Source organism: Bifidobacterium sp. ESL1133 (assembly GCF_058107325.1).
The window spans coordinates 41,709-55,930 of the sequence record NZ_JBYLUI010000001.1; the positions used below are offsets into that span (position 1 = coordinate 41,709).

General features: G+C 57.7%; 10 protein-coding genes. 9 read left to right on the plus strand and 1 reads right to left on the minus strand.

The genetic code is table 11. From position 1 onward, the window contains the following. Positions 1-255: 255 nt before the first annotated feature. The 6 genes from AC3B5A_RS00175 (at position 256) to AC3B5A_RS00200 (ending at position 7,771) form a co-directional block, all read left to right on the plus strand. Positions 256-846 carry a TPM domain-containing protein gene (locus AC3B5A_RS00175; protein WP_489797911.1) on the plus strand — a complete coding sequence of 197 codons (591 nt, stop codon included), beginning with the start codon at positions 256-258 and terminating at the stop codon, positions 844-846. Positions 847-912: 66 nt separating this feature from the next. Continuing rightward, positions 913-1,647, plus strand: a complete 735-nt coding sequence (locus AC3B5A_RS00180) for a response regulator transcription factor (protein ID WP_489797912.1) — start codon at positions 913-915, stop codon at positions 1,645-1,647. A 14-nt stretch (positions 1,648-1,661) separates the two neighbouring features. Continuing rightward, the gene (locus AC3B5A_RS00185) at positions 1,662-3,413 is read left to right on the plus strand and encodes a sensor histidine kinase (protein ID WP_489797914.1); all 1,752 of its coding nucleotides are present in this window, start codon (positions 1,662-1,664) and stop codon (positions 3,411-3,413) included. A gap of 65 nt (positions 3,414-3,478) precedes the next feature. Next, entirely contained in the window at positions 3,479-3,868 is a 390-nt protein-coding gene (locus AC3B5A_RS00190; protein WP_489797916.1) for a cold-shock protein, read from the plus strand. 3 nt (positions 3,869-3,871) lie between these two features. Then, entirely contained in the window at positions 3,872-4,906 is a 1,035-nt protein-coding gene (locus tag AC3B5A_RS00195; RefSeq protein ID WP_489797918.1) for a DUF3027 domain-containing protein, read from the plus strand. A 117-nt stretch (positions 4,907-5,023) separates the two neighbouring features. Continuing rightward, on the plus strand, positions 5,024-7,771 hold the full coding sequence (locus AC3B5A_RS00200) for an ATP-dependent Clp protease ATP-binding subunit (RefSeq protein ID WP_489797920.1): 2,748 nt from the start codon (positions 5,024-5,026) through the stop codon (positions 7,769-7,771). A gap of 265 nt (positions 7,772-8,036) precedes the next feature. Here the strand turns inward: AC3B5A_RS00200 and AC3B5A_RS00205 are convergent, their stop codons facing one another. Beyond that, positions 8,037-9,440: a DUF349 domain-containing protein gene (locus AC3B5A_RS00205; protein WP_489797922.1), complete on the minus strand. Its 1,404-nt coding sequence runs from the start codon at positions 9,438-9,440 to the stop codon at positions 8,037-8,039. An 86-nt stretch (positions 9,441-9,526) separates the two neighbouring features. Between AC3B5A_RS00205 and hisS the strand changes: the two genes are divergently transcribed. The 3 genes from hisS to AC3B5A_RS00220 all read left to right on the plus strand — a co-directional run bounded on the left by hisS (position 9,527) and on the right by AC3B5A_RS00220 (position 14,205). Further along, positions 9,527-10,930, plus strand: a complete 1,404-nt coding sequence (gene hisS / locus AC3B5A_RS00210; protein ID WP_489797924.1) for a histidine--tRNA ligase — start codon at positions 9,527-9,529, stop codon at positions 10,928-10,930. A 442-nt stretch (positions 10,931-11,372) separates the two neighbouring features. Next, positions 11,373-13,169, plus strand: coding sequence for an aspartate--tRNA ligase (aspS, locus tag AC3B5A_RS00215; protein ID WP_489797926.1), 1,797 nt, complete (start codon positions 11,373-11,375; stop codon positions 13,167-13,169). Positions 13,170-13,398: 229 nt separating this feature from the next. Continuing rightward, the gene (locus tag AC3B5A_RS00220) at positions 13,399-14,205 is read left to right on the plus strand and encodes an amino acid ABC transporter ATP-binding protein (RefSeq protein ID WP_489797928.1); all 807 of its coding nucleotides are present in this window, start codon (positions 13,399-13,401) and stop codon (positions 14,203-14,205) included. The last annotated feature ends 17 nt before the right edge of the window (positions 14,206-14,222 follow it).

Below are 14,222 nucleotides of genomic sequence, written 5' to 3' on the forward strand. Positions count from 1 at the left end.
TGCATTGCTCAGTACTGACACCACTCAGATGCTGATGGGTGCGGCTAGAATGAGTGATGGATAAGGCTGTACAAGGTGACGACACGAAGTGAGGCTGGAATGGTGCATACCGGGAACCGACGCTATGCTCGCAACACTGGCGTGCATGGCGGTTCCGAGCATCGCGCAGACGTCCTGCTATCATCCTGCGTTCGTTTCCTGTTGGCGTTCGTCTGTGCGTTGGCGTTCACGCTGTCGTGCACTGCCGTTCCAGGGATGGCTAAGCAAAAAGACGCAGAAACCAGCGGTACTGTGACCGACACGCAGAACCTGCTCGGCAGTAACTACGGAAAAATCAACGATGCCATCAACGAGACTCACAATGCCACGGGTGTTGCCGTACGCTTGCTGTATGTGGCTAATTTTACTGGATCGAAGCATCCTGACACTTGGGTCTCGGATGCTTTGGAATCCACCAAACCAGAGCCGAACACAGTGCTGTTGGCAGTGGCTTCAGACGACGGACGCCTCGTAGTGGCGGTTTCCAAGAACTCAGATTCATGGCTGAAAAGTCAGAAAAACGTCGATAAATTCTCCGACGCAGCGCTGGAACCGTTGCAGAAAGCCGATGCCCCGGACTGGTCGGGAGCAGCATTGGCCATGATGAAGCAGATACAAAAAGTTAAAAAAGACCGGGAGAAAACGATATGGATTATCTCCGGTTCGGTGGCTGCCGTGGCTTTGGCGGCCGGCATCGTGCTGAGCTGGTGGCGTATCCGTAAACGGCATCCCCGCAAGAGGCCCAAACATCACGCAAAAAGCGTGCAGCGTCAGGCTGACAGCACAGCGAACGACACCGGTGAGTAACGGCTATGGGCGCAACGTGCAGAGAACATTCAGGAAATATACAGATGACAGCGGGAAGGTAGAGGCATGACAAAACCAATTGAAGCATCACTGGTAGTGGTGGATGACGAACCCTCGATTCGGGACCTGCTGGTTGCCTCTCTTCATTTTTCAGGCTTTGAAGTGGAGACCGCAGCTTCAGGCTCTGAAGCCATCGAGGTTATAGAACGGGTTCAGCCTGACTTGATCGTACTGGACGTCATGCTCCCGGATATTGACGGTTTTACGGTTACCCGTCGCATTCGTCAAGCCGGGGTGGAAGCACCCGTGCTGTTCCTGACTGCCCGGGACGATACGCAAGACAAGATTATGGGACTGACGGTCGGCGGCGATGACTACGTGACCAAACCGTTTAGCCTGGAAGAGGTGGTGGCCCGCATTCGAGCCATCTTGCGGCGCACTCACGAGCAGGAGGAGGTCGATCCCATCATCCGTGTGGGTGATTTGGAGATTAACGAGGACTCGCACGATGTGAGTCGAGCCGGTCAACCGATTGACTTGAGCCCCACGGAATACAAGCTTCTGCGCTATCTTATGGACAACGTAGGCCGCGTGCTTTCCAAAGCACAGATCCTTGACCACGTGTGGCAGTATGACTGGGGCGGAGACGCGGCTATTGTGGAATCGTACATCTCGTACCTACGTAAGAAGGTCGATGGTGTGGAGGTGGAATGCGCCGATGGCACGACCCGCAAGGTCGATCCGCTCATCGAAACCAAGCGAGGTATCGGCTACATGATCCGCGAACCGAAGAAAGCGTAAAGAAAGCGTAATTCATGACGTCCACAGCGCATCAGGAGCACGACACCGAACAAGGTGGGCATGGCCGCTATTCCGGCCTGCTCAATGTTGTCATGCGCAAAGTGGACGGCATACCGCTCACCGTCAAACTGGTGGCATGCATGCTGGTGCTGCTTGCCGTCGGTACTTTCGGCATCTCATTCACCATCCGTCAGCTGGTGGGCGACTACCTGATGGAGAAGACCGACAACCAGCTTCGTGACCAAGCGCCGCTCATCTACAACAACGCCAAATGGCTCGATCAGCGCAGAGGAGACGGCCGCAGCTCAGGGATCCCCAACGACTATTTCCTGCAGTACCGCGACATGGAGAATCGCATCATCTACACCCCGCTGCTCCCCACGCTCAAGGATGATGTGCTGGCTGAACCGGACTTGCCGGAAAACGGATCTATGGGCAGCGTGAAGCTTGGAGAGCCATTCACCGCGCAATCCAAACTCATCAGCGCCGGCCCGACGGCGAACTCGATGACGTTGCAGAAAGCCAAGGCGCCCTGGCGGGTGTTGGCCTTGGCCAGGCAGGACAAGCGTGATGATGGCACGTTGGTGACCACGCAAGTGGTATACATCGGTTTATCCATGAGCGACCAGATCGACGTGGTGGGCACACTCACCCGTGATGCCTTGCTTTTGAGTGTGGGCATCGTGCTCATCGGAGGCGTGGTGGGCAGCCTGCTCGTCAGACGTACGCTGGACCCGTTGAAACGCATCGAGAAAACGGCGGCGAAAATTGCCAACGGTGACTTGGGGCAGCGCGTTCCCACGGCGCCTGCGAACACCGAGGTCGGCTCTCTTGCCTCGTCGCTCAACGCCATGTTGGCGCGCATCGAACAGAGTTTCAAAGAGCAGCGCGTGACCACGGAGAAAATGAAACAGTTCGTCTCCGACGCCAGTCACGAATTGCGCACTCCACTCGCCGCCATCCACGGATACGCGGAACTGTACACCATGCAGCGGCAGATGCCCGGGGCGTTGGAACGTGCCGATACCTCCATCGCACATATCGAGGATTCCAGCTCGCGCATGACAGTGTTGGTCGAAGACCTGCTGTCCTTGGCACGGCTCGATGAAGGGCGCGGCGTGGACACCACGCAGACGGTGGAACTGCATCAGATGCTCGGTGACGCCGTCGATGACCTGCATGCATTGGACCCCAAGAGGGACATTCACCGCGGCACTCTGGCGGTTGCACCGCAAATAGACGGTCAGCCGTCCCAGCTGGTCTTCAAGCAGGGACGGTTCCCCGATGTCGAGCTGCAGGGCGACGGCTCGCGGCTGCGACAGGTGGCGACCAACATCGTGGGCAACATTCACCGTTACACACCAGCCGATTCGCTGGTGGAAGTAGGGCTGAACATCATCCGTTCGGGTATGGGTGCCGATGAGCTGCAGGATATGGAACAGACCTCGCTGTCGTTGGAACATTTCCTCGACATGGCGGTCGACCTGCACGAGGACGATCCGGGGCGGTTGTACGCGGTCATGATGTTCCGCGACCATGGGCCTGGAGTGCCCGAGGAGAAGCAGTCACAGATCTTCGAGCGCTTCTATACCGCCGATCCCTCCCGAGCCAGGGAGAAGGGCGGCACCGGTCTGGGCATGTCCATAGCCAAATCCGTGGTACACGCTCATCACGGATTCATCTGTGCCGGCACCACTCCCGGAGGAGGGCTTACGCTCACCATGATTCTTCCCGTAGCGCTTCGGGGCTCGCAAGCAGTAGAATAGGATGAGCAGTGTGCGTTGACGTTCGGTTATGCCGTTCGGCGGCGTTGAATCAAGAGAGGTGAACAATGCCCAGCGGGAAAGTACGGTGGTTCGACCAGAAGCGTGGATACGGTTTCATAACCAGCGATGAGGGAGGGGATGTCTTTCTTCCCGCCTCGTCCCTGCCGCAAGGCGTGAACATGGTGCGCAAAGGCGCCAAGGTCGAGTTTTCGGTGGTGGACGGCCGCAAAGGGCCGCAAGCCATGGACGTGGAACTCAGCGGTCCCGCCCCTTCCATCGTCGAGGCCACACGCCCGGCACCGGACGACATGGCAGCGATCGTCGAAGACCTGATCAAACTGTTGGACGGTGCCGGCAACACGCTGCGACGCCACCATTATCCGGACGCGGCACAGTCGCGCAAACTCGCGGTGCTGCTGCGCGCAGTCGCCGATAATTTCGATGTACAGGAATAACGCATGACACAATCCATGACGGCCGCACAAGAGCTGGCTCAGGCAGTGGCGTTCGAAACCGCCGATGATCCTAGCCAGGTAGGGGACTTCCTCCAGGTCATTGACTTGGGGGAGGGCGTAAGCGACTTCAGGTTTGCCTGCCGCATGCGCGGTTATGAAGGTTGGCAGTGGGCGGTCACGCTCTTCCGCGATGCCGACGGGGCATGGAGTGTCAACGAAGCGTCACTCGTGGCCACCGATGAGTCATTACTGGCTCCTCAATGGGTGCCGTGGAAAGACCGCATCGAAGCCAAGGATATATCGGTCACCGACGCTTTGGGCACCGATCCCGACGATCCACGGTTGGAACCCGGATACCAGGAATCGCAGGACGCCGACGAATCTGTCCCGCATGATGCCGATCAGGACGATGACATTGATGGTATCGGTGGCGCAGAAGGCGATGAAGGCGCAGAAGTGTCCGGTCGCAGCAACGACGGAGCCACTGCATACGGCAACAACGCAGATCATACCGCACAAGAAACGCAAGCGGCAGAGTCCCAAGACGGTGCCGGCGAGAGCAAGACCGCAGAGGAAACCGCCGAAAGCGATGCTGACGGCGGCGAGATGAGTGATCTGGATGAAGTGGTGGAGGAGTTTTCGCTCTCCCGGCGTCATGTACTGAGCGCATTAGGGCGCTCGCAGACCGCCAAACGTTGGTATCAAGGACAGCGCGGACCTAAATCCTTATCCACCAAGACCGCTGCCGGCAATGTGTGCAGCACGTGTGGGTTCGCGGTGCCGATGGTGGGAGAGTTGGGCACGATGTTCGCAGTATGCGCCAATCGGTGGAGTCCTGATGATGCCAAAGTCGTCTCGCTCGATCATGGGTGCGGCGAGCATTCCGAGATTGAACAGCCTGAGCCGTCGAGGCTTTGGATGCAGACGAAACCGGCGTACGACGATGTTCACATCGACGTGTTTGACCGTCACGAGGGGCGGAATGCCGAACGGGTGGAGTTGCTGGAAGACGTCATTGAGGATGCAGTGCAAAGCTAGATGAATGTCTTGGTAGGGACAAGGTTGCGTTCTTAGCGCAATCTGCCTGGTGCGGAATAATCGTACACGTGAATCTGTAGAGTTGAGATAAGTACTGTCGACATTGGAAGGACAAGTATGTTCGAACGGTTTACCGACCGTGCCAGGCGCGTGATTGTGCTGGCGCAGGAGGAAGCGAAAACCCTTCAGCACAACTATATCGGCACTGAACATCTGCTGCTCGGCCTGATTAGGGAAGGCGAAGGCATCGCTGCCAAAGCGCTGGAAGCAAAGGGTGTTACGCTTGATGGCACGCGCAAGCAAGTTGAGGAGATGATCGGTAAGGGGAGTGCTGCTCCGGACGGCCATATTCCGTTCACGCCTCATGCGCGGCAGGTCTTGGAGTTGAGTTTGCGTGAGGCTTTGCAGCTGGGGCACAGCTACATCGGCACCGAGCACATTCTGCTGGGTCTCATCCGTGAAGGCGAGGGTGTGGGTACCCAGGTGCTTATCAAGATGGATGTGGATTTGGGCGAGTTGCGCAGCTCCACCATCGATTTGATTCGCGGCAATGGCGCCAAAGACTCAGAGAACGGCAAAGGCGAGCTGGCCAATGCCGGCGGTGTCCAGGACAAAGCCCGCAAAACCGGTTCTGCATTGCTCGATCAGTTTGGCCGTAACCTGACTGCCGAGGCTACAGAAGGTAAGCTGGATCCGGTCATTGGGCGTGCCAAGGAGATTGAGCGCGTCATGGTAGTGCTCTCCCGGCGCACCAAGAACAACCCGGTGCTTATCGGTGAACCTGGCGTAGGTAAAACCGCTGTCGTGGAGGGACTGGCACAGAAGATTCACGAGGGTGACGTGCCTGAGACCCTCAAAGACAAGCAAGTGTATTCGCTCGATCTGGCTTCCATGGTGGCGGGTTCACGTTACCGTGGCGACTTCGAAGAGCGTTTGAAGAAGGTCTTGAAGGAAATCAAGACCCGCGGAGATATCGTACTGTTCATCGACGAGATCCACACCATCGTTGGTGCAGGATCTGCCGATGGAGCACTGGGAGCTTCCGACATTCTCAAGCCCATGCTCGCGCGTGGCGAGCTGCAGACCATCGGTGCCACCACCACCGACGAGTACCGCAAATACATCGAGAAGGATGCGGCTCTGGAACGTCGTTTCCAGCCCATTCAGGTCGAAGAGCCCTCGATCGCCGATACCATCGAGATTCTCAAGGGTTTGCGTGCGCGGTACGAGAACCACCATCACGTCACCATCACAGATGGTGCGTTGCAGGCTGCGGCTGAATTGTCTTCACGCTATATTCAGGACCGCAATCTGCCGGACAAGGCCATTGACCTTATCGATGAGGCTGGTGCCAGGCTGCACATCAAGCGGTTGACCGCTCCTCCAGAGCTCAAGGAGCTTGACAGCCGCATCGCCAAGCTTTCCGACGAGAAAGACGTGGCCATCAAGGATCAGGACTTCGAGAAAGCCGCTGAGCTGCGCGACAGTCAGGAGAAGCTGGAGCAGAGTCGCAAGGAGAAAGAGACCACGTGGCGCGAGGGCGGCAGCAACGTCAAGATGGTGGTTGATGAGGACGTGATTGCCGAGGTGGTGTCGAACACTACCGGCATTCCGGTCTTCAAGCTCACCCAAGCGGAGTCGAAGAAGCTGCTTGGCATGGAATCCTCGCTGCATAAGCGCATCATTGGCCAGGAAGAGGCCGTTTCTGCGCTGTCGCGCTCTATTCGGCGTACACGAGTTGGTCTCAAAGATCCCAAGCGCCCCGCTGGCTCCTTCATCTTTGCCGGTCCCACTGGTGTCGGTAAGACCGAGCTGGCCAAGGCGTTGGCACAGTTCCTCTTCGATGACGACGATGCTCTCATCCGCGTAGACATGTCGGAGTTCTCAGAGAAGTACGCCTCTTCGCGGCTCTTCGGAGCTCCCCCGGGATATGTGGGCTATGAAGAGGGCGGCGAGCTCACCGAGAAAGTGCGACGCAAGCCGTTCTCCGTGGTGTTGTTCGACGAGATTGAGAAGGCTCATCCCGACATCTTCAACACGTTGTTGCAAGTGCTGGATGACGGTCATCTCACCGACGGGCAAGGCCGCAAGGTGGACTTCAAGAACACCATCATCATTCTCACCACCAACCTCGGCACCAAGGACATCGCCAAGGCTGCAAACACCGGTTTCAGTGCGGGGACGAACGGTGAGACGAGCTATGAGCGTATGAAGGGACAGGTGACGAGCGAGCTCAAGCAGCAGTTCCGTCCTGAGTTCCTCAACCGACTGGATGACATCATCGTCTTCCGTCAGCTCACCGAACCCCAAGTGCGTCAGATTGTCGATCTGGACATCAAGAGTCTCAACGACCGTCTCTTTGAACGGCACATGTCGCTCGAGCTGAGTGATGACGCTAAGAACCTCTTGGCGCAGAAGGGCTTTGACCCGCTGCTGGGTGCGCGCCCGTTGCGCCGTGTGATTCAGCGCGACATTGAGGATGCCATCTCGGAGCAGATTCTGATGGGTCAGCTTGAGGACGGGCAGAAGGTTGTGGTCGATGCACAGGGAGAGGGCATCTTGGGAGAGTTCACCTTCCGAGGCGAGCGATTCGAAGACCCTACACTTGTCGAGGCCGAACGCAGTGAGTCTGCAGATGGTGACGCACAGAACACTGTCGAGTCTGACTTGACGGCGGTGCAATCCGGTGCCGGTCACGACGACTCTGCAGCAAGTGCCGCAGATGAGCGCACGGTTCCCGCTCTGCCGGTGCCTCCGCTGACGCCTCCGACTGCAGGTGCAGCCAGTGCCGATGGCAGCGATACCGGTCAGCACGAGACAGAAGCTGAGACTGACAAGGACTCAGACGCGTCACAAGACGAGTAACGCCTAGTGATACCTGCCGCACGAGGTGCGGTCATGTGTTGAGATGAACGAGGTGCATGAACCCCAACCGGTTCATGCACCTCGTGCTATCTGGCCATAGTGTTGATATCGTTTTCGTATCCTGATGCCTTGGTGTCTCGGCATCTTGACTCGCCAAACTGAATATAACAGCTTATAAACTGGACACAAACACGTGGGGGTGTGCACAGGATTTGTGCACACCCCCACAATTATCTGCGACTATATCAGTCGGCAGTGTTCGCCACTACTTTACAGCGTTCAGCCACTGCTCTTTGGTGGCTTTCTCCGCCTCAAGCTTTGCCTTGCGCTTGGCATCGCCTTCGGCGGCAATCTGCTCGTCGAGTGCCTGCAACTGTGCCTTGAGCTGGCTCTCAAAGCTGGAAACACGGGCGTCGGCCTCAGGGTCGCTCTTCTTCCAAGCCGCATCCTCAACCGCCTTAATGGCGCTGTCCACCTGGTCAAGGCCGTTTTCGATGCGGTGCACGTCGTTCCTAGGCACGTAACCGATCTGATCCCACTCGTCCTGAATGGAGGAGAGAGCCTGTCGAGCCTGCTTGGCTGCCTTCTCGTCAGCCACAGGGAGCAGCGCCTGTGCTTTCTTCAGCAGCTCCTCCTTCTTGGCCAGATTCTCTTGTTCGCTGGAGCTCATTTGATCGCGGTCGGCTTGACGTGCATCAAAGAACGTGTCAGCGGCCTGGCGGAAGCGTGCCCACAGGTCGTCCTCTTCACGGCGTCCTGCAAAACCTGCGGACTTCCAACGGTCCATCAGTTCATTGAACTTGTGCGAAGTGGCGCCCCACTCGGTGGAGTCTTTGAGTTCGTTGGCCTCCTTGATGATGGCCTCTTTGGCGGCCTTGGTCTGCTCACGGGCGGCATCGCGAGCCTTGCCCCACTTGCGGCGGCCTTGGTTGACCGCTGAGCGTGCTGCTGAGAAGCGTGCCCACAGAGCATCTGCAGTAGGCTTGTCGATGCGTGCGGTGGTCTTCTGGTGCTCCTGCCAACGCTCGAACAGCGCCTTCACCTTGTCGGTGGCGGACTTCCAATTGGTGGAATCTCCCAGAGATGCGGCCAGAGCCTCGGCTTCCTCGACGATGGCGGTGCGTTCTCTTATCGCCTTGGCGACAGCTTCCTGGCGAGCCTTGGCAAGCTCTTCCTTCTTGGACAGACCTTGTGCTTTGAGTTCCTCGTAGCGGGTATGCAACGCGGCGGTGTCACCCACGACTTCGGCATTGGTGATCTCTTCGCCGAGCGTTGCGATGGACTCGTCAATCTCGTGCGGCTTGATGCTCGGATTGTCCAAACGTGCGGCGAAGAGCTCCAGCTTGGCTTTCAAATCGAGGTAGCGACGGGCATAAAGAGTGAGCGCCTCTTGCGTGTCGGCTCCGGGGAACTGTCCTACTTGACGTTCGGTTCCTGCTTCCTTGACGAACACGCTACCGTTTTCGTCCACGCGGCCAAATGCCTCTGCTGCTTTCACATCAGCTTCGGAGTAGTCTTGCGTCTTCGGCGCTACGGGGTGGTTCATGGGCTTTTTGGCAAAAGCCAGAGGGGAGGGAGCGTGAGGTTTGGGCGCGCTCGGCGTGGCGGGCGAAGTGGCGGTTCCAGCGTCTGTGGTGGGTGTGGGTTGAGTGACTTGTTCGTCGGCCATGGCCAGCTCCTTGGGTCTGTCGTGTAGAGGCGGATACCGGAAGAAGGATGACCTAATTTCGGCTACCTCATTTATTATAAGGAGATATGGCTAAAGGTGCATCATTATCAGGGTTTCCCGAGTGGCTTCCCCAAGAGCGAGTAATTGAACAGCGCGTGATTGATACGCTGCGTCATGTCTTTGAACTCAACGGGTTCATAGGCATAGAAACCCGTGCCGCAGAGCCGGGTTCGAGCCTGCTGAAGAAGGGCGAGACCAGCAAGGAAATCTACCTGCTCTCACGCTTGCAGGAGGTTGGTCACGAGTCCGACACGCCGGTTGAACAGCGGTTGGGGCTGCACTTTGACCTCACCGTGCCGCTCAGCCGTTACGTGGTGGAGAATTCCGGACAGCTTACCTTCCCATTCAAGCGCTGGCAGATTCAGAAAGTGTGGCGTGGCGAGCGTCCGCAAGAGGGCCGGTTCCGCGAGTTTGTGCAGGCTGATATCGATGTGGTAGGCAACGGTGACCTCCCCGCGCACTACGAGGTGGAGTTGCCGTTGGTCATGGTCAGCGCCCTTGAGGAGCTGCGTGCCTTTGGTCTTCCCAAAGCCACGGTGCACGCCAACAACCGCAAGCTTTCTGAAGGATTCTATCGTGGTCTTGGCCTGAGCGATGTGGAAGGCGTGCTGCGTGAGATTGACAAGCTTGACAAGATAGGTGCCGACGAGGTCTCCAAACTGCTAATCAGCGAATGCGGTGCCGACGAGCGTCAGGCCAAAGCCTGTCTTGAACTCGCCGAGCTTAGTGCCGCAGATGGTGCGCAGCTGCGTGAGCGGTTCGATGCATTGTGTGTGGCACACGGTATCGCTCAAGACAGCGATGCCTATGCGCTGGCGATTGAGGGGCTTGACACATTGGCCATGATTGTGGACGAGGCTGCCGCCATTCGTCCGGGTTCCGTCATTGCGGATCTGAAGATTGCACGCGGTCTTGATTATTACACTGGGTCGGTCTACGAGACCTTCTTGGACGGCGCGGCCTCGCTCGGTTCGATCTGTTCCGGCGGTCGCTACGACAACTTGGCATCGCAAGGCAGCAAGAAGTACCCGGGGGTCGGTCTGTCCATCGGTCTGTCTCGTTTGGTGTCCTACATGCTGCACACCGCAGGCGCTGCCGCTTCGCGCATCTCCCCGGCTTCGGTGTTGGTTGCGGTGTGGGATGAGGCTAAGCGTTCCGGATCCAACGCCATCGCCGCGTCGTTGCGTGCCCGCGGTATCGCGGCGGATGTGGCTCCCACAGCGGCAAAACTGGGTAAGCAGATTAAGTATGCCGACAAACTCGGCATTCCGTATGTGTGGTTCCCGGCAGGTCAGAGTGATGATGCGTCCGATGCCATCGAGGGCGACTCGGTGAAGAACATCGTGACAGGAGAGCAGGTTCCGGCCAATGCCGATTCTTGGACTCCCGACGATCGGTACGCCGAGCAAAGCGTGTCTCTGGAGCAATGATTGAGCGATGGCTCGTCCAGCCAGTCGTCTTGCCTACCTCGCTCGCTCTTGGCTGAGTTCAGCGAGTAGTGGTAATTATCCTGGTCATTGTCTTTCTACCGTGCCTATTTCTGGCTGAGATAGATCGAAACGTACCCATACGCCGGCTGTATGCCTGTAAATGGGTACGTTTCGTTCACATTTAAGCTGATTTATGAACGAAACGTACGCATCTTGATCCGGTATCGCCTTGAGTGGGTACGATTCGGTCACCTGAGTGACATGATGCGAGCAGACGAGTGGTATTGGCGGCAGTGACGGGCGGTTGTCACGTCTGGGCAGCTCGCTAGTCTAAGAGCGGTAAAAACGTTGGCGTGGAACCGAATGCTGGTTCCATCAGTGGCCATGAATGCCCGGGAGCTGGACGCTCGCGGCTTCGCAGAGCAAAAGGAATAGAGGAAGTATGAGCCAGACGGCGTACAGGACACATCACGCAGCGCAGGTAGGAGAGGATCTCATCGGCCAGCACGTGACCCTCGCCGGTTGGGTGGATCGCCGGCGTGACCACGGCGGTGTGGCCTTCATTGATTTGCGTGACAACACCGGCTTGGTGCAGGTCGTCATCTACGATGAGGAGATTGCGCGCCCGTTGCGCAGCGAGTTCGTGGTGCAGATCGAGGGTGAGGTGCGTGAGCGTCCTGAGGGCAACGAGAACGAGCACTTGGGCACGGGCAAGGTCGAAGTAGTCGCCGAGAAGCTGACGGTATTGGCCAAAGCCGATGCGCTGCCGTTCCAAGTCTCCACAGCGCTGGAGAACGAGTCTGAGAACAAGCTGCCTGGTGAGGACGTGCGTCTGAAGTACCGTTACCTGGACCTGCGACGTCCGCAGATGCAGAGCAATCTGAAGCTGCGCAGCGACATGACACGCGCTGCTCGTCATGCGCTCGAAGATATGGACTTCACCGAGGTTGAGACACCGACCTTCATTAAGTCCACGCCTGAAGGTGCCCGTGATTTCGTGGTGCCGGCACGTTTGGTGCCAGGTTCTTGGTATGCGTTGCCGCAGTCCCCGCAGCTGTTGAAGCAGCTGCTGATGGTCGGCGGTGTGGAGCGCTACTATCAGCTCGCCCGCTGCTATCGTGACGAGGATTTTCGCGCGGATCGTCAGCCCGAGTTCACCCAGCTCGACATTGAGATGAGCTATGTGGATCAGGAAGATGTGATGGCCATGGCCGAGAAGGTCATCGCCGCCATCTGGAAGACGCAAGGCTATGAGGTCAAACTGCCCATCCAACGCATCACTTGGCAGGACGCCATGGATAAGTATGGCTCCGACAAGCCTGATCTGCGCTTCGGCAATCCGATCGTGGAACTCACCGAGTACTTCAAGGACACCCCGTTCCGCGTCTTCCAGGCGCCTTATGTCGGCGCTGTGGTCTTTGAGGGTGGCGCGGACACCCCGCGTCGTCAGTTCGATGCATGGCAGGAGTGGGCGCGCCAGCGTGGTGCCAAGGGACTGGCTTATGTGCAGTTCAGCGCTGACGGTGAACTCAAGGGGCCGGTAGCCAAGAATCTGTCCGACGCCGAGCGCGAAGGACTCAAGCAAGCCACCGGTGCCAAGGATGGCGACGCTGTATTCTTCGCTGCAGGAGCGCGCGAATCCTCACAATTGTTGCTGGGTGCGGCCCGTGTGGAGATCGCCCGCAAGGCGGGACTGCTCAAGCCTGACGAGTTCGCTTTTACGTGGGTGGTAGACTTCCCGCTCTTCAAGCGCACCGACGATCCTGATGATGACGATGTGGCAGTCGGAAACTCCAAATGGACTTCCATGCACCACCCCTTCACCATGCCTTCCGCAGACTGGATCGATACGTTTGACAAGGATCCAGAGCACGCCATGAGCGATTCGTACGACATTGTGTGCAACGGCGAGGAGATGGGCGGCGGTTCGGTGCGTATTCATCGCACCGATATTCAGGACCGTGTGCTGCAGGTGCTTGGTATCGACGAGGCGGAAGCTCAGGAGAAGTTCGGTTTCCTGCTCGAAGCGTTCAAGTATGGTGCGCCGCCGCACGCAGGTATCGCCTTGGGTTGGGACCGTACCGTGTCTCTGCTGGCCGGTGCAAGTTCCATCCGTGATGTCATTGCTTTCCCGAAGGCCGGTGGCGGGCGTGATCCACTCACTGGTGCCCCGGCGCCGATTTCGGATGCTCAGCGTGCTGAGACCGGTGTGGACTGGGAGCCTGACGAGGAAGAGTAACGGGCTCATGAGTATGCACAATATGCATACTATGCAGTAAAGAGTTAAAAATACTCGGGCGTGCGGCTGACATGTAGCTGCCGCCCGAGTATTTTCGTATCGGTAAGCAAAAAAGTGCGGAAAATAATTCCTTGGAATATCAAGGAAAACAAGCTTACTTATCGAGTTTGTATCGGCTATATTGCGCATATTGCGAACGTTCGTAACAATGCATCGATATACTAATCCCATGGTAGAGAACACAGTACAAGACCCGCAGCAGGCGGGCACCGGCACCACCGGTTCCAATCAACCGACCGGCCGCGCGCTGGTCGAGCTCAAGCATGTTGAGAAGCACTTCGGTAAGCTGCACGTGCTCAAAGACATCAACCTTACCGTCAAGCAGGGTGAGGTGCTGGTCGTGGTGGGGCCTTCCGGTTCCGGTAAGTCGACCATGTGCCGCACCATCAATCGCTTGGAGACCATTGACTCAGGAGATATTCTGATCAGTGGTCACGAACTGCCTCAGGAAGGCAAGGCCTTGGCCAATCTGCGTGCCGAGGTGGGTATGGTGTTCCAGCAGTTCAACCTGTTTGCGAACAAGACCATTTTGGAAAACGTGACATTGGCGCCGATCAAGGTACACCACATGGATCCCAAAGAGGCTAACGATTTGGCCATGGATCTGCTGGCACGCGTAGGCGTGGAATCGCAGGCCAACAAGATGCCGTCCCAGCTTTCCGGAGGGCAGCAGCAGCGTGTCGCCATCGCGCGGGCGCTTGCCATGAAGCCCAAGGTGATGCTCTTCGACGAGCCGACCTCCGCGCTCGATCCTGAGATGGTGAACGAGGTGCTTGACGTGATGATCAGCCTCGCCAAGGAGGGCATGACCATGATTTGCGTAACGCACGAGATGGGCTTTGCCCGGCGTGCCGCGGATCGCATCGTGTTCATGGCAGACGGGAAGATTCTTGAAGAGGGTACTCCCGACAACTTCTTCGACCACCCGCAGACCGACCGTGCCAAGGACTTCCTGTCGAAGATTCTGACGCACTGAATTGCGTATCGAGTATT

Bases quoted from the DNA above. Each gene is read 5' to 3' on its own strand.
- hisS (WP_489797924.1), top strand. From the start codon at position 9,527: ATGGCTAAAGGTGCATCATTATCAGGGTTTCCCGAGTGGCTTCCCCAA.
- AC3B5A_RS00190 (WP_489797916.1), top strand. From the start codon at position 3,479: ATGCCCAGCGGGAAAGTACGGTGGTTCGACCAGAAGCGTGGATACGGT.
- aspS (WP_489797926.1), top strand. From the start codon at position 11,373: ATGAGCCAGACGGCGTACAGGACACATCACGCAGCGCAGGTAGGAGAG.
- AC3B5A_RS00175 (WP_489797911.1), top strand. From the start codon at position 256: ATGGCTAAGCAAAAAGACGCAGAAACCAGCGGTACTGTGACCGACACG.
- AC3B5A_RS00200 (WP_489797920.1), top strand. From the start codon at position 5,024: ATGTTCGAACGGTTTACCGACCGTGCCAGGCGCGTGATTGTGCTGGCG.
- AC3B5A_RS00185 (WP_489797914.1), top strand. From the start codon at position 1,662: ATGACGTCCACAGCGCATCAGGAGCACGACACCGAACAAGGTGGGCAT.
- AC3B5A_RS00205 (WP_489797922.1), bottom strand. From the start codon at position 9,440: ATGGCCGACGAACAAGTCACTCAACCCACACCCACCACAGACGCTGGA.
- AC3B5A_RS00195 (WP_489797918.1), top strand. From the start codon at position 3,872: ATGACACAATCCATGACGGCCGCACAAGAGCTGGCTCAGGCAGTGGCG.
- AC3B5A_RS00180 (WP_489797912.1), top strand. From the start codon at position 913: ATGACAAAACCAATTGAAGCATCACTGGTAGTGGTGGATGACGAACCC.
- AC3B5A_RS00220 (WP_489797928.1), top strand. From the start codon at position 13,399: ATGGTAGAGAACACAGTACAAGACCCGCAGCAGGCGGGCACCGGCACC.